This window comes from Streptomyces sp. 2131.1 (assembly GCF_900105515.1).
GTDB lineage: Bacteria > Actinomycetota > Actinomycetes > Streptomycetales > Streptomycetaceae > Streptomyces > Streptomyces drozdowiczii.
Map to the genome: position 1 here is coordinate 741,436 of NZ_FNSY01000001.1, position 15,369 is coordinate 756,804.

A 15,369-nucleotide genomic window follows, 5' to 3' on the forward strand; every position below is an offset into this window, starting at 1 on the left:
ACAGCTGCCTTTCGAGGGTGGTGGCGCGAGCGTGGTGCGACGAGTGCGGGGTCAGGCGAGCAGCGAGCGGCCGATGATCTCCTTCATGATCTCGGTCGTGCCGCCGTAGATGGTCTGGATGCGGCCGTCGGTGAACGCGCGGGCCACCGGGTACTCCGCCATGTAGCCGTAGCCGCCGTGGAGTTGGAGGCAGCGGTCGGCGACGCGCTTCTGGAGTTCGGTCGCCCACCACTTCGCCATCGAGGCGTGCACGGCGTCGAGGGTGCCGTCGGAGTGGTCGACGATGCAGCGGTCGAGGAAGGCCCGGGTGACGGCGCACTCGGTGGCCATCTCGGCGATCTCGAAGCGGATGTGCTGAAGCTTGGCGAGCGGCCGGCCGAACGCCTCGCGCTCCTTGACGTACGCGGTCGTGATCTCCAGCAGGTGTTCGGCGGCGGCGATCCCGGCGACGGCTATGCCCATGCGCTCCTGGGCCAGGTTGGTCATCAGGTGGATGAAGGCGCCGTCCAGCTCGCCGAGAAGGTTCTCCTTCGGGACGCGCACGTCGTTGAAGAACAACTCGGCGGTGTCCTGGGACTTCTGGCCGATCTTGTCGAGGTTGCGGCCCCGCTCGAAGCCCTCCGCGCCGCGTTCGACGACGATCAGCGAGAGGCCCTTGGCTCCGCCGTCCGGGGTGGTCTTCGCGACGACGACCACCAGGTCGGCGAGGATGCCGTTGGAGATGAACGTCTTGGAGCCGTTGATCAGCCAGTGGTCGCCCTTGTCCTCGGCGGTGGTGCGGATGGCCTGGAGGTCGGAGCCCGCGCCGGGTTCGGTCATGGCGATGGCGGTGATGGTCTCGCCGCTGCAGAAGCCGGGCAGCCAGCGCCGCTTCTGCTCGTCGGTGGCCAGGCCGGTGAGGTAGGGCCCGATGATGTCGTTGTGCAGCCCGAGTGCGAGGCCGGGGGTGCCGGCCCGGGTGAACTCCTCGGCCAGGACGGCGCTGTAGCGGAAGTCGGTGTTGCCGCCGCCCCCGTACTCCTCGGGCACGGCGAGACCGAGGAGGCCCTGCCTGCCTGCGGCGCGCCAGGCCTCGCGGGAGACGATGCCGTCCTTCTCCCACTGCTCGTAGTACGGAAGGACCTCCTTGGCGAGGAAGGTGCGCACGGTCTCGCGGAACGCGTCGTGCTCTTCGGTGAAGATCTGCCGCTGCATCAGTCGGTGGTGTCCTTCCGGGTGGTCCGCAGACCGGGCACGTCCCAGTCGGCGGCGACGGCTTCGGTGTCCGCGCCCGGCAGCGCCGGACCGGTGCGCACCGACGCGGGGGTGGCCGAGAAGCGGGGCGCGGGCGCCGGCTGGGTGAGTCCGCCGTGCTCGACGAAGGTGGCGCGGGCGGCGAGGTGCGGGTGGTGGGGTGCCTCGCGGAGCGAGAGGACGGGTGCCACGCAGGCGTCCGACCCGTCGAAGACCTCGGTCCACTCGGCGCGGGTGCGGGTGCGGAACCGGTCCGCGACGGCGGTGCGCAGCTCGGCCCAGCGGGCGAGGTCGTTCCGGTCCGGGGCGGTGTCCGCGATGCCGAGGAGCCGGACGAACTCGTCGTAGAACCGTTGCTCCAGCGGCCCGACGGCCATGTACTCGCCGTCGGCGGTCTCGTACGAGCCGTAGAACGGGCAGCCCCCGTCGAGGAGGTTGGAGCCGCGCCGGTCCTGCCAGCCGCCGGCCGCGAGCATGCCGTGGATCATCGTGGCGAGGTGGGCGGCGCCGTCGACGACGGCCGCGTCGACCACCTGTCCGGTACCGCCGGGCGTACGGGCGTGCTGCAGGGCCGCGAGGATGCCGACGACGAGGTAGAGCGAGCCGCCCGCGTAGTCGCCGACCAGGTTGGCCGGGACGGTGGGCGGCTCGCCGGGCCGGCCGATCATGGAGAGGGTGCCGGTGAGCGCGATGTAGGAGATGTCGTGCCCGGCGCGCTCGGCCAGTGGCCCGTCCTGGCCCCAGCCGGTCATCCGGCCGTAGACGAGCTCCGGATTGCGGGCCAGGCAGGCGTCGGGGCCCACGCCGAGGCGTTCCGCGACGCCGGGGCGGTAGCCCTCGATGAGGACGTCGGCGCGTTCGACGAGGTCCAGGACGGCGGCCGGGCCCTCGGGGGCCTTGAGGTCGACGAGCACCGAGCGCTTGTTGCGGTTGGTGAGGTCGCGGGCCGGATCGATGCCCAGGCCGGCGCCGCCGGGGCGGTCGACCCGCACCACGTCGGCGCCGAGATCGGCCAGGAGCATCGCGGCGAACGGACCGGGGCCGATGCCGGCGAGCTCCACCACCCGCGTCCCGTCGAGGGGACCGCGCGAGCCGCGCGGACCGTTCCCTGTACTCGCCATCGAGCCCCCAGCGGTATGACACAACTGATGTAACATCGATGATGCTAAGAACGCACCGCGCTCCGCACAACCCCTTGGGGAGAGCAAGCGCTTAGTTCTTTAGCGGATACTCATGGATACTCCCCCATCACCCCCTCCCGCCCGCACACCGCCACGGGGACCGCGCTAACCTCTGCTCGCTCCATCCGGTGCCGTCCTCCGCGGAGGCTTTCGTGAACAGGCAGAACGGGGCCGCGCGCCCCTATGACGTAGTCCTTTTCGGCGCCACCGGGTTCGTGGGTGTGCTCACCGCCGAATATCTGGCCCGGCACGCCCCGGACGACTGCCGCTGGGCCGTCGCCGGGCGCGACCGCGCCAAGCTGGAGAAGCTGCGCGCCCGGCTGAGCGACCTGAATCCGCGCTGCGCGGACCTCCCGATCGTCGAGGCGGACGCCTCCGACGAGGACTCGCTGCGCGCGCTGGCCGAGTCCGCCCGGGTGGTGGCCACCACCGTCGGCCCTTACGTCTGGTACGGCGAGAAGCTGGTCGCCGCCTGTGCCGATGCGGGCACGGACTACACGGACCTCACGGGCGAGCCGGAGTTCGTGGACCGGATGTACGTGGAGCACGACGCCCGCGCCCGCGAGACCGGCGCCCGGCTCGTGCACGCCTGCGGCTTCGACTCCGTGCCCCACGATCTCGGCGCCTACTTCACGGTCCGGCAGCTGCCGGAAGACGTGCCGCTGCGCGTCGACGGCTTCGTCCGCAGCAACGCCGTCTTCTCCGGCGGTACGTTCGCCTCGGCGCTCACCGCGATGGGCCGGGGCCCGCAGACCGCGCGCGCCGCGAAGGAGCGCCGGCTGCACGAGCCCCGGCTGGCCGGGCGCCGCGTCCACGCCCCGCTGGGCCGCCCCCGCTTCAGCCCGGAGACCGGCACCTGGGCGCTGCCGCTGCCCACGCTCGACGCGGGGATCATCGCCCGCTCGGCGCGGGCGCTGCCCCGTTACGGCCCCGACTTCCGCTACCGCCACTACGCCTCGGTCAAGCACCTGCCCGTGGCGCTCGGTGGTACGGCGGCGCTCGGCGCGCTCCTGGGTGCCGCCCAGGTGCCGGCCGCCCGGGACTGGCTGATGGGGCGCTACGAGCCCGGCGCGGGCCCGGACGCGGAGCGCAGGCGGCGCAGCTGGTTCACCGTGCGGTTCGTCGGCGAGGGCGGCGGGCGGCAGGTGTTCACGGAGGTGTCGGGCGGCGATCCGGGCTACGACGAGACGGCGAAGATGCTCGCGGAGTCCGCGCTGTGCCTGGCACTGGACGAGCTGCCGGCGACCTCGGGGCAGGTCACCACGGCCGCCGCGATGGGCGACGCGCTGCTGGAGCGGCTGATCGCGGCCGGGCTGCGCTTCCGGGTGGCGGCGGTCCGCTGAGCGGCCGGCGACCGCCGGCTCAGGCGGCCGCCTCGCGCAGGGCCCTGCGGCACAGGGAGTCGGCCCTGCGCGTCGTCTCAGGCTGCCGGAAACCCCGGGTCAGCGCCAGGGTGTGCGCGACGGCGTTGTCCAGGCCGGTGCGGTGCCCGACGGAGACGTACACCGGTTTGACGCCGTCCCGAGTGCGCAGCGCGCGCCCGACCTCCTCCTCGCCGTCCAGCAGGGGCGACTGGTCGCCGCGCCGGGGGCCGGGCGGCTCGAAGGTGAAGGTGAACGGGCTCTTGGCGACGCCGATGACCGGGAGCCCCGTGAGGACGCCGAGATGGCTGGCGAGGCCGAAGCGGCGGGGGTGGGCCCTGCCGTATCCGTCGCAGACGACCAGGCCGGGATCGGCCCTCAGGTTCTCCAGGGCGGCCAGCACCGTCGGGATCTCGCGGAAGGCCAGCAGCCCCGGGACGTACGGGAAGCTGACCCGGCCGACGGCGGTCGCCTCCTCCACCACCTCCATCGTGGCGGCGTCGAGCACGACGGCCGCCGCCGCCACGATGTCGCGTTCGTCGTCGTAGGCGACGTCGACCCCGGTCACCCTGCCCTGTCCCGGCGGCGGGCCGGGCTCGTCGAGGACCACCCGGGTCCGCAGGGCGTCCTGGACCGCACGGGCCTCGGCGGCGTCGGAAGGCATCTGAAGCGCTGTCATGGTGCGCTCACCCTAAGCGCTGCCCCGGCCGGTAGCCTGAACCCATGTTCGTACTTGAGCTGTCCTACACCGCCCCGCTGGACCGCGTCGACGCGGTGATGAAGGAGCACGTCGCCTGGCTCGACGAGCAGTACGCGGCGGGGGTGTTCATCGCCTCCGGGCGCAAGAACCCCCGGGACGGCGGAGTGATCCTCGCGGTCGGGGACGAGCGGGCGGCGATCGAGCGGCTCGCGGCGACCGACCCGTTCGTGGTCGAGGGCGTCTGCGCGTACCGGATCACGGAGTTCATCGCCACCAAGACCTCGGACGCGCTCGCCCCGTACCGCCAGCGGCTCTGACGGGTGCTCCGCCCGTAACGGGGCACGTGAACAGGCAGCGGTGTGCGGTGATGCAGCTCACGCCGTCTCCCGGTGCACGGATCGGCGGCTTCCGTCGTCTCTACGTGTGCCGGGAACCGTTGTCCGGTCGCGAGAGGGAGCAGGTTCGTGTCCACGGTCATCGAACAGTCCGTACAGGCCCGCATGGTGGCGTCCGCGCCGCAGATGGAGACCCTGCCCGCCGTCCTGAGCTACGACCGGGCCGACCCCTTCGCCGTACGCATGGCGTTCCCCGCTCCGGCGACGCTGGAGGGGACGGACGTGTCCTGGCAGTTCTCCCGGGACCTGCTCGCCGCCGGGATGGAGGTCCCGTCCGGACTCGGGGACGTACGGATCAGGCCGTTCGGCTACGACCGCACGGTGCTGGAGTTCCACGCTGCCGAGGGGATCGCCATGGTGCACGTCCGCACGGCGGATCTGCGCCGGTTCCTGCGGCGGGCGGAGGATCTGGTGCCCTGCGGCGACGAGCGCCGCTACCTCGACCTGGACCGGAACCTGACCGAGCTTTTCGGGTCGCGCTGAGTCCGCGTCCCGCTTCCGCAAGGCCCTAATTCGATTGCTCCCTCCCCGGGCCCCGCGTAGCGTCTGCGTCGTCCTTGTTGTCGGTGAACGGAGCAGGACGTTGCAGATCTGAGGTCTTGAGACACCGTGTCGCGTGCCGTGCCGGCCCTCTGCCGTGACCGCGCGCCCGAGTGCGACCTCAGCTCGTCGAGCCGTCCTCCGTGACCAGGGCCTTCCTTCCGTCATCCCGGAATCCTCGTGGAACGTCCGTGGCCGGTGTCTCGCCCGTTGCCCTGTCATTCCTCGCAACCGGGAGATTCCTCATGTCAACCCCCGCAGCCCACCTCACCTGTTCCTCCCTCTCCTTCGCCTGGCCCGACGGCACCCGGGCCCTGGACGCACTCGATGTCACCGTGGGCCCCGGCCGCACGGGGCTCATCGGTCTCAACGGGGCCGGGAAGTCGACCCTGCTCCGGCTGCTCGCCGGCGAACTCCGGCCCACCGGGGGCCGGGTCAGTGTGTCCGGTGAAGTGGGCTACCTGCCGCAGAACCTGGTCCTGGACACGGAGCTGCGTGTCGACGCCGCGCTCGGCATCGACACGGTCCGCGCGGCGCTGCACGCCATCGAGGCCGGTGACGTCGGCGAGGAGCGGTTCGCCGCCGTCGGCGACGACTGGGACGTCGAGGAGCGGGCCCGCGCCGCGCTCGACGGACTTGGCCTCGGCCACATCGGGCTCGACCGCACGATCGGCGAGATGTCGGGCGGCGAGTGCGTGATGCTGCGGCTGGCCGCGCTGCTGCTGGCCCGGCCCGACGTCCTGCTGCTCGACGAGCCGACCAACAACCTCGACCTGTACGCCAGACAGCGGCTCTACGCGGCCATCGACGCGTGGCACGGGGTGCTCGTCGTCGTCAGCCACGACCGCGAACTCCTGGAGCGTGTCGACCAGATCGCCGATCTGCGCGACTCCACCGTCACCTGGTACGGCGGCAGCCTCTCCGCGTACGAGGCTGCGCTCGCCGTCGAGCAGGAGGCGGCCGAGCGCATGGTGCGGGTCGCGGAGGCCGACGTACAGCGCCAGAAGCGCGAACTGGCCGAATCGCAGGTCAGGTCGGCCCGGCGCAGACGGTACGGCCAGAAGCTGTTCGACGAGGGCAGCGTGCCGAAGATCGTCGCGAGCGCCCGCAAACGCTCCGCCCAGGAGTCGGCGGGCAAGCAGCGCCTGATGCACGCGAGCCGGCTGGCCGACGCGAAGGAGCGCCTGGACGAGGCCGTCGACGCGGTGCGCGACGACGACGAGATCCGGGTCGAGCTGCCGCGCACCAAGGTCCATCCGGGCCGGGTCGTGCTGGTGCTGCGCGATCTGGAACTCGCGTACGGGGCACGGGTGCGGGGACAGTACGAGGTGCGCGGTCCGGAGCGCATCGCGCTGGTGGGGCGCAACGGGGCGGGCAAGACCACGCTGCTGCGCACGCTCGCCGGTGAGCTGGCTCCCGTGTCCGGCGAGGCGGTGACCGAGGTCCCGCTGCGCTTCCTGCCGCAGCGGCTCGATGTGCTCGACGACGCGCTGAGCGTGGTGGAGAACGTGGCGCGGTTCGCGCCGGACGCCACGAACAACCACATCAGGGCGAAGCTGGCGCGCTTCCTGTTCAGGGGGGCGCGGGCGGACCGCGCCGCGGGCACCCTGTCGGGCGGGGAGCGGTTCCGGGCGGCGCTGGCCGCGCTGCTGCTCGCCGAGCCGGCGCCGCGGCTGCTGTTGCTGGACGAGCCGACGAACAACCTGGACATGGCCAGTGTGCGCCGGCTCACGGCGGCGCTCGACGCGTACGAGGGGGCGCTCGTCGTAGCCAGTCACGACGTGCCGTTCCTGGAGTCGCTGGGGATCACGCGCTGGCTGCTGATCGACGGCGAACTGCGCCCCACGACGGCCGAGGAGGTGCGCGCCGGGCTCTGACACGGCGGGTGGGTACGCGGTGACTCACCGCGTACCCATCGGCGGCGGTGACGCAGAGTGAGCGACTTTCGCCCGTTAGGGCTTGGCTCAGGGCTTACCGCCGCTTTAACCTACGGTCTCGTAACCTACGAGTCCGTAGGTAATTCTCCCGTCCCCAGGAGCCTCCATGACGATCACTTCTCCCCATCTCGGCAGTTCACAGGAATGGACCGACGCCCACCTCCTGTTCGCGCTGGAAGAGGTGGTCGAGAAGGAGCTCAACCGGCATCTCAAGGTCGCCAAGGACTGGATGCCGCACGAGTACGTGCCGTTCTCCGACGGGCGCAACTTCCCCGGCGTCTTCGAGGACGGCGAGGCCTGGCAGGCGGACCAGTCCAAGGTCACCGACATCGGCAAGATCGCCCTCGTGGTCAACCTCCTCACCGAGGACAACCTCCCCAGCTACCACCACGAGATCGCCACGCTCTTCGGCCGCGACGGCGCCTGGGGCACCTGGGTGCACCGCTGGACGGCCGAGGAGGGCCGGCACGGCATCGTGATGCGCGACTACCTGCTCACCTCGCGCGCGGTCGACCCGGACAAGCTGGAGCAGTTCCGGATGGCGCACATGGCCGAGGGCTTCGAGTCGGACAACCGGCACTCGATGCTGCACTCCGTGGCCTATGTGGCCTTCCAGGAGCTGGCGACCCGCGTCTCGCACCGCAACACCGGGCACCAGTCGGGCGACCCGGTCTGCGACCGCATGCTGGCGCGCATCGCGACCGACGAGAACCTGCACATGGTCTTCTACCGCAACCTGCTGGGCTCGGCCTTCGAGCTGGCCCCGGACCTGACGATGCAGGCCGTGCGCGACGTCGTCGTCAACTTCCGGATGCCCGGCCACGGCATGCCCGGTTTCGAGCGGGCCGCCGCGCAGATGGCGATCGGCGAGATCTACAACATGCGCATCCACCACGACGACGTCATCCAGCCGGTCCTGCGCTTCCTCAAGGTGCTCGACATCGACGGTCTCGGCCCGGAGGGCCTGAAGGCGCAGGAGGAGCTCGGCCTGTACATGCACGGGCTGGACTCCGAGGCGGCGAAGTTCGACGAGAAGCTGGCCGCGCGCAAGGCGCGGATGGCGGCCCGCGCCCAGGGCTGACCCGCAGGGAGGGCCGCCGCCCCGAATCCTCGGGAGCGGCGGCCGGACGGCTCCGGGAGGCCGCTCACTCCCGGACCGTCACCTCCGCGTACGCCGCGTCCCGCGCCTCCGCCTCCGGGTGCCACCGCAGCAGCCGCAGCTGGGTCCGCCACGGCCCGGTCCAGCCCGCGTGCCGCCCTCCCACGGTGACCAGCTGGACGGCCAGCAGACCGTGCGCGAGGCCGCCGTCCTCGGCGAGCCGCCCCGCCGCGGCGAGCCGGTTCACCAGGTGGACGGTCCGCTGACGGGCCGGGTGGTCGCGGTCGCTGCCCGCGTCATCCGTCTCCACGGTGTCCGCGAGAGTCGTCAGCGCCCCCATGAACGCCTGCGCGGCCTCCCCCGGCGCGGTGGGCGCCGCGCCGGCCAGCGCGTCGGCCGCCGAACGCCACGAGCGGCGGCGCGCAGATCTCCCGAAGCGGACAGCGCGCGTGCGCGGGCGGCGAGTTCACGCATGCGCCGCCGGTACGGAAGCGGATCGAGGGCCTTCAGCAGGGCGTCGGTCATGGGCCGATCGTGCCGTGCGGGGGTATGGCCTCCCCGAGCGGGCGGGGACCGTACTCTGTGCCGGTGAAACCTGTGACCCGCTTCGCTCTCATCGCCGCGCCGCTCGTGATAGCCGTCTCCCTCCTCCTCAACCCCGGCGACGACTCCGGGCTGCCCACGGACTCCCCCGAGGCCGTCGGGGCGAAGGCCACCGGGCCGGTGAACGCGGACCCGTTCGCCGCGGCGGACGACGAGGAGCGCGCGGAGATGAACAGGACGGTCGAGCGGGCACCGGCCGGGCTCGCCGCTCCGGAGATGCGCGAGGTCGCCTGGCAGTTGCTGGCGAGCGCCGAGGGCTCCACCCTCGACTGGCGCACCCAGTACGGGACGATCGAGGACAGCGGCGACGGCACCGGCTACGCGGCGGGCCTCGTCGGCTTCTGCTCGGGTACGCACGACATGCTCGTGTTCGTCGAGGCGTTCACGAAGGACCACCCGGACAACCCGCTCGCCCGGTACCTCCCGGCGCTGCGCGAGGTCGACGGGACCGGCTCGCACGAGGGCCTGGATCCGGGGTTCACGGCCGCGTGGAAGAAGGCGGCCGAGGACCCGGCGTTCCGCAAGGCGCAGGAGGAGGTCCGGGACAAGCAGTTCTTCGAGCCGGCGGTGCGGCTGGCGAAGCTCGACGGGCTCGGCGCGCTGGGCCAGTACATCTACTTCGACACCATGGTGCTCCAGGGGCCGGGCCACGAGGCGGACTCGTTCTACGGCATCCGGCAGGCGGCGCTGGCCGAGGCGGACACGGTCGCGGAGGGCGGTGACGAGTCGGCGTACCTGGACATCTTCCTGGACACCGCGCGGTCCGTGATGAAGTCGAAGAAGAACCAGCAGCACGACACATCGCGCATCGACACCGCGCAGCGCGTGTTCCTGGAGGACGGCGAGCTGGACCTGGAGCCGCCGCTGACCTGGAAGATGTACGGGGAGACGTTCCGCATCCCGTCGTGATCCCGGCCCCGCGGCAGCTCCGGTCGCCTACCCGCGGGCGTCCTGCCTGATCAGCTCGGCGGCCTTCTCCGCGATGGCGACCGTGGGCGCGTGGGTGTGGCCGCGGGTGATGCGCGGCATGACCGAGGCGTCGACGACGCGCAGGCCCCGGACGCCGCGCACCCGGAGCCGGGGGTCGGTGACCGAACCGGGGTCCTCGCCCATCCGGCAGGTGCCGACGGGGTGGTAGAGGGTCTCCGCCCCGGTACGGATCGCCTCGGCCAGCCGGCCGTCGTCGACCTGCCCCGGGTAGTGGCCCATGGGGGTCGAGGTGTGCGGGGCGAGGGCCGGGTGGGCGAGGAGCCGTTCCGCGTGACGGACACCGTCGATCATGCACCGCAGATCGGCCTCGGCGGCGAGGTAGCCCGGGTCGATCCGGACGGCCGAGCCGGGCTCCGCGTGGGCCGGGTCCAGGGTGATGCGCCCGGTGCTCTCCGGCTGGAGCAGGACGATGCCGATGGTGACGCCGTGCTCGGTGGGCGGGGTGAGCCCGTGGTCGACGAACGGCGCCGGAGCGAAGATGAGTTCGAGGTCGGGGGCGGCCGGTTGCGATGTGCTGCGTACGAAGGCGACGGCCTCGGCCAGGTTGGAGCTGAGCGGCCCGCGCCCGGCCAGCAGGTAGCGGGCGATGTTCGCCGGGGTGTCGGCGCCGGTCATGGTCACCGGGCGCGGGCAGTGCAGGGTGACGGCGAAGGACAGGTGGTCCTGGAGGTTGCGGCCGACGTCCGGGGAGGCGGCCACCACCTCGATGCCGGCGTCGCGCAGTTCGCCGGGGTCGCCGATGCCCGAGCGCAGCAGCAGGTGCGGGGAGCCGATGGCGCCGGCGCTGAGGATCACCTCGCGGCGGGCGGTGAGCGTGCCGGAGCCCTCGGTCAGCACCCCGGTGGCACGGTCGCCGTCGAAGGCGAGGGCACGGACGCGGGTGTGCGGGAGGACGTCCAGATTGGCGCGCCGGGCGGCCGGCCTGAGGTAGCCGTCGGCCGCGCTCCAGCGCCGCCCGCGCCGCTGGTTGACGGGTGTCATGGCGACCCCGCTGTGGTCCGGGGCGTTCAGCTCGTCGAGGAACGGCAGCCCGTCCTCGCGGCAGGCGGTGACGAAGTCGGCGGTCAGCGGGGACGGACTGCGGGGCGGCGCGATGTGCAGCGGGCCCTCGGTGCCGTACACCGTGCCGGGCGCGGTGGGGCCGGCCCACCGCTCGGCGCGCCGGAAGTAGGGCACGATAGCGTCGTGGCCCCACTCGGGTCCGGCGGCGCCGGCCCACGCGTCGTAGTCGTCGCGGTGGCCGCGCACCCACATCATGGCGTTGATCGAGGACGAGCCGCCGAGGGTGTGACCGCGCGGCCAGAAGAGCTCACGGCCGCCGAGCGCCGACTGCTTCACGGTGCTGAAGTCCCAGTCGAACGGGGTCTTGAACAGCTTCGGGAAGGCGGCCGGGATGCGGATCTCCTGCTTGCGGTCGGGCCCGCCCGACTCGACGAGGGCGACCCGGACGGTGGGATCCTCGGACAGCCGCGCGGCCAGCACGCAGCCGGCCGAACCGGCCCCGACGACGATGTAGTCGTACTCGCTCAACTCGGCTTCTCCTCCTGGTCGACGCGGGTTCCCGAGCGGTCACGGACTCCGCGTGCCGAACAACGGAAGGCCGAAGTCTCGCACGGGCGGGGCGATTTCAGGCCCGGTCGCGCCCGATTCTGCGCAGCCGCTCGCGCTCCTTCTCGGACAGGCCGCCCCATACGCCGAAGCGCTCGTCGTTGTCGAGGGCGTACTCCAGGCACGCCTGCCGTCCCTCGCAGGCGTTGCAGAGCTGCTTGGCCTCACGGGTGGAGCTTCCCGGCGCGGGGAAGAAGAACTCGGGGCCCGCTTGCGCGCACAGTGCTGTCTCCTGCCAGGAGAAGGCGGGGTCGGTCGAGGTGTTGATCAGCATGGTGGCCACAGTGCCCTGCGTCGATAAACGACTGATCAACGCCGCGTCAATGGGGCGTCATCCCGCCCCGTGTCCGGCCCGGCCGTCGGTGGTGCGTGGGACGATGTGCGATGCCGGGGACGGAGACCGGTGGGGCTCGCGGGGACAGAGGGACGCACATGACTGAGGGCGGGACCGCGGAGGGCGCGGCACCGGCCGGGCGGGCCGCCCGGGAGCTGCTCGTACGCGCCGGCGGACTGCTGGACGCGGCGCGCGGCGTCCTCACGGACCACACCCGGGCCGTCACCGCCGTGCGCACGTGCCTCGACCCGCTCCTCGACGACCTGGTACGCGCCGGTCTCGCCGCCATCCCCGTCGCCCGGCTGAAGGACGTCACCGAGGGCCGGCTGCGCCTCGGCGCGATCGAGCAGGCGGGCCTCACCACGGTCGGCCAGGTGTACGGGGCCGGCCGTTACGAGCTCCGCCAGATCCCCGGCGTCGGCGCGCAGACCGCCGACCAGGCCCTGGCCGCGGCGGGGCAGATCGCGCACGCGGTCCGGGACACGGTCGCCCTGCGGATCGACGTGGACACCCAGGACGAGGCGGTGACCGCGCTCCTCGGCGCCCTGTACCGGCTGGTGGAGGCGGGTCCCGACGTACGGCGGGCGGTGGACGGGGCCCGCGCGCTGGCCGAGCGGCTGGAGCCGTTGATCACGGCGGCCGGACCGGCGCGGGGCCGGCTGCGGATGCTGCTCACGGGGCGGCGGGCGCGGGCCGGGGTGCGGGAGGCCGTGTCCGGCGTGCGGGTGGCCGTCGCCGACGCGGTGGAGCGCGGGCTGCCGCCGCTGTTCGCCCAGGTGTCGGCCGACCTGCTGCGGGAGCCGGAGTCCGCGGTGGCCGCCTGGGTCGACTTCGAGCTGCGGTCCGCCGAGTACTACAGCCTGCTGGCGGAGCTGTCCGGCTCGGGGCCCGACCGGGACGCGGCGGAGGGGTTCCTGCCGTCCGGCATGGCGGACCGGGTGCGCGGGCTGCGGCTGGACGACGCCCGGCTGAGGGTCTCGCTGCGTGGGTACCAGTCGTTCGGCGCGCGCTTCGCGCTGGTCCAGAAGCGGGTGATCCTGGGCGACGAGATGGGGCTCGGCAAGACCGTGCAGGCCATCGCGGCCCTGGCGCATCTCGCGGCGCGCGGGGAGACGCACTTCCTGGTGGTGTGCCCGGCGAGCGTCCTGATCAACTGGTCGCGGGAGGTCCGGGCCAGGTCCACGCTGCGCGCCCTGCCGGTGCACGGGCCCGAGCGGCGGGAGGCGTTCGCGGAGTGGCGCGAGACCGGCGGGGTCGCCGTGACCACGTTCGACGCGCTGCACACGCTGCCGGGCGCGGCGGACGCCGGCGTCCGCCCCGGAATGCTCGTGGTCGACGAGGCCCATTACGTGAAGAACCCGGCGACCCGCCGTTCGCGCGCGGTCTCCGGCTGGTCGGCGCGGACGGACCGGGTGCTGTTCCTGACCGGGACGCCGATGGAGAACCGGGTGGAGGAGTTCCGCAGCCTGGTCCGCCAGCTCCGGCCCGAGCTGGCCCCCGCGGTCAGCGCGGGCCAGGGCGCCGCGGGCTCGGAGGCGTTCCGCCGCGCCGTGGCCCCCGCCTATCTGCGCCGCAATCAGCGGGACGTCCTCACCGAGCTGCCCGCCGTGGTCCAGGTGGACGAGTGGGAGGAGTTCAGCGAGGGCGATCTGCTGGCGTACCGGGAGGCGGTGGCCGCCGGGCACTTCATGCGGATGCGCCGTGCCGCGTACGCCCGTCCGGAGACCTCCGCCAAGCTGAACCGGCTGCGCGAACTGGTCGCGGAGGCGGCGGGCAACGGCCTGAAGGTGGTCGTGTTCTCGTACTTCCGCGAGGTGCTCGCCGTCGTGCGCGAGGCCTTGGGCGACGGGGTGTTCGGGCCGCTGTCGGGCAGCGTGGCGGCGAACAGGCGCCAGGAGCTGGTCGACGGATTCGCCGCGGCGGACGGGCACGCGGTGCTGCTGTGCCAGATCCAGGCCGGCGGGGTCGGGCTGAACCTCCAGGCCGCGTCCGTCGTCATCCTGTGCGAACCGCAGATCAAGCCGACGACGGAGCACCAGGCGGTGGCCCGCGCGCACCGGATGGGCCAGATACGGACGGTCCAGGTGCACCGGCTGCTCACCGCGGACAGCGTCGACCAGCGGATGCTGGACATCGTGGCCCGCAAGGAGCGCCTGTTCGACGCGTACGCCCGGCGCAGCGATGTCGCCGAGACCACGCCGGACGCGGTGGACGTGTCGGACGGCGAGCTGGCCCGCCGCGTCGTCGAGGAGGAGCAGCGGCGCCTCCGGGCGTTCGCGAGCCCGTAGGACCTACGCGTCGTGGCCGGGCACGTGGCCGTCCCGGTCGGCGACGAGCAGCATCCCGCCCATGCCCCGGTCGGCGTGGCTCTGCACGTGGCAGTGGTACATCCAGGCTCCGGCGCCCACGTCTTCGCCGGCGATCACCTGGAAGCCGAAGGAGTCCGCCGGGCCGACGATCTTCGTGTCGACGATCCGGCTCGGGTCCTCGGGGCCGGTGAGCATGCCCGTACGGTTGTCGGCCCAGCGGTGACCGTGCATGTGGAACGTGTGGTAGAAGTCACCGTGCGTGATCATGACCACTTCGAGCCGTTCGCCGAGCGTGGCCGTGAAGTCGGGGGTCTTGCCGGCCGGGGTGTTGTTGATCGACATGCCGTTGAACACGATCGTGATCGTCCTGTCCGGCAGGATGTCGCCCCGGCGCCGGACGATCAGCGGCCCGTAGAGCCCCTGGCGGATGCCCTCGGTGCCGTGGTCGGAGCCGACGGCGTGGTCGTGGTAGTGCCAGTAGCCGGCGCTGCCGGGCTGCCAGGTGCCGTCGCGGCGCAGGCCGGGCCGGTGGGTGCGCCAGGTGTACGTGCGGGTGGAGCCGGGCTCGACGGTGCTGCCGTTCATCCGGGTGCCGTCGCTGGCGATGTCGTAGTCGACGCCGTGGGCGTGCAGTCCGGCCGGCACGTCCAGCGTGTTGACGAACTCGATGTGCAGGGTGTCGCCCTCGTCGAGCTCGATGAGCGGGCCCGGCACGGTCGCCTTGCCCTTCTCCAGGCCGTAGCCCATCCGGCCGTCCGCCAACTGCTCCACGTACATGCGGATGTGCCGGACCACTCCCCCGGCGGCCGCCGTCCGCAGGGCGGTCGGGGCGGCGGCGGCCTGGGCCGGGGGGAGGGACAACGATGTCACCCCTGCCGCCGCGGCGACCCCGCCGCCCATCAGCATCCGCCGGCTGAAGCTTCTGCGGTCCATGTCGAACTCCCCACTGCTGACGGGTGGTGCCGAGGATGTGACGACGGGCCGTCACGAGCCCGGGAAAATCGCTTACCCACAGTAAGGACAAGTGTGCCCCGGCACCGCCAAGGCCGTGGGCGAGTCGCGAAATGCCGTGCGGCGGA

14 protein-coding genes are annotated in these 15,369 nt (G+C 72.6%); 7 read left to right on the plus strand and 7 right to left on the minus strand.

All coding sequences use genetic code 11. From position 1 onward, the window contains the following. Positions 1-51 precede the first annotated feature (51 nt). Positions 52-1,194, minus strand: a complete 1,143-nt coding sequence (locus BLW14_RS03535; protein WP_093704208.1) for an acyl-CoA dehydrogenase family protein — start codon at positions 1,192-1,194, stop codon at positions 52-54. After that, the gene (locus BLW14_RS03540) at positions 1,194-2,354 is read right to left on the minus strand and encodes a CaiB/BaiF CoA transferase family protein (protein ID WP_093704210.1); all 1,161 of its coding nucleotides are present in this window, start codon (positions 2,352-2,354) and stop codon (positions 1,194-1,196) included. Before BLW14_RS03540 ends, BLW14_RS03535 begins: the two co-directional genes overlap by 1 nt. Positions 2,355-2,566: 212 nt before the next feature. Between BLW14_RS03540 and BLW14_RS03545 the strand changes: the two genes are divergently transcribed. Continuing rightward, positions 2,567-3,757 carry a saccharopine dehydrogenase family protein gene (locus BLW14_RS03545; protein WP_093704212.1) on the plus strand — a complete coding sequence of 397 codons (1,191 nt, stop codon included), beginning with the start codon at positions 2,567-2,569 and terminating at the stop codon, positions 3,755-3,757. Between the two features lie 19 nt (positions 3,758-3,776). On the opposite strand, the gene BLW14_RS03550 is transcribed toward BLW14_RS03545, so the two are convergent. Further along, positions 3,777-4,439 carry an endonuclease V gene (locus BLW14_RS03550; RefSeq protein ID WP_093704214.1) on the minus strand — a complete coding sequence of 221 codons (663 nt, stop codon included), beginning with the start codon at positions 4,437-4,439 and terminating at the stop codon, positions 3,777-3,779. 59 nt (positions 4,440-4,498) lie between these two features. Here BLW14_RS03550 and BLW14_RS03555 point away from each other — a divergent pair, with 59 nt between their 5' ends. The 4 genes from BLW14_RS03555 to BLW14_RS03570 all read left to right on the plus strand — a co-directional run bounded on the left by BLW14_RS03555 (position 4,499) and on the right by BLW14_RS03570 (position 8,428). Further along, positions 4,499-4,792 carry a YciI family protein gene (locus BLW14_RS03555; protein WP_018520194.1) on the plus strand — a complete coding sequence of 98 codons (294 nt, stop codon included), beginning with the start codon at positions 4,499-4,501 and terminating at the stop codon, positions 4,790-4,792. Positions 4,793-4,939: 147 nt separating this feature from the next. Continuing rightward, a complete protein-coding gene (locus tag BLW14_RS03560) occupies positions 4,940-5,353 on the plus strand; it encodes a spore wall synthesis regulator SsgD (protein ID WP_093704216.1) in 414 nt (137 codons plus the stop codon). Between the two features lie 302 nt (positions 5,354-5,655). Next, positions 5,656-7,287 carry an ABC-F family ATP-binding cassette domain-containing protein gene (locus tag BLW14_RS03565; RefSeq protein ID WP_093704218.1) on the plus strand — a complete coding sequence of 544 codons (1,632 nt, stop codon included), beginning with the start codon at positions 5,656-5,658 and terminating at the stop codon, positions 7,285-7,287. A gap of 166 nt (positions 7,288-7,453) precedes the next feature. Next, positions 7,454-8,428, plus strand: coding sequence for an acyl-ACP desaturase (locus tag BLW14_RS03570; protein ID WP_093704220.1), 975 nt, complete (start codon positions 7,454-7,456; stop codon positions 8,426-8,428). Between the two features lie 64 nt (positions 8,429-8,492). Here the strand turns inward: BLW14_RS03570 and BLW14_RS03575 are convergent, their stop codons facing one another. Continuing rightward, positions 8,493-8,786 carry a hypothetical protein gene (locus BLW14_RS03575; RefSeq protein WP_256332666.1) on the minus strand — a complete coding sequence of 98 codons (294 nt, stop codon included), beginning with the start codon at positions 8,784-8,786 and terminating at the stop codon, positions 8,493-8,495. A 257-nt stretch (positions 8,787-9,043) separates the two neighbouring features. On the opposite strand from BLW14_RS03575, the gene BLW14_RS03585 reads away from it, so the two are divergent. Continuing rightward, a complete protein-coding gene (locus tag BLW14_RS03585) occupies positions 9,044-9,958 on the plus strand; it encodes a chitosanase (RefSeq protein WP_093704224.1) in 915 nt (304 codons plus the stop codon). 27 nt (positions 9,959-9,985) lie between these two features. Here the strand turns inward: BLW14_RS03585 and BLW14_RS03590 are convergent, their stop codons facing one another. After that, positions 9,986-11,569: a GMC family oxidoreductase gene (locus tag BLW14_RS03590; protein ID WP_093704226.1), complete on the minus strand. Its 1,584-nt coding sequence runs from the start codon at positions 11,567-11,569 to the stop codon at positions 9,986-9,988. Positions 11,570-11,666: 97 nt separating this feature from the next. Next, a complete protein-coding gene (locus BLW14_RS03595) occupies positions 11,667-11,921 on the minus strand; it encodes a WhiB family transcriptional regulator (protein WP_093710636.1) in 255 nt (84 codons plus the stop codon). A gap of 158 nt (positions 11,922-12,079) precedes the next feature. Here BLW14_RS03595 and BLW14_RS03600 point away from each other — a divergent pair, with 158 nt between their 5' ends. After that, positions 12,080-14,269 (plus strand): DEAD/DEAH box helicase, encoded by a 2,190-nt coding sequence (locus BLW14_RS03600; RefSeq protein ID WP_093704228.1) that lies wholly within the window; start codon positions 12,080-12,082, stop codon positions 14,267-14,269. A 3-nt stretch (positions 14,270-14,272) separates the two neighbouring features. Here the strand turns inward: BLW14_RS03600 and BLW14_RS03605 are convergent, their stop codons facing one another. After that, positions 14,273-15,223, minus strand: a complete 951-nt coding sequence (locus tag BLW14_RS03605) for a multicopper oxidase domain-containing protein (RefSeq protein ID WP_093704230.1) — start codon at positions 15,221-15,223, stop codon at positions 14,273-14,275. Positions 15,224-15,369: the final 146 nt, after the last annotated feature.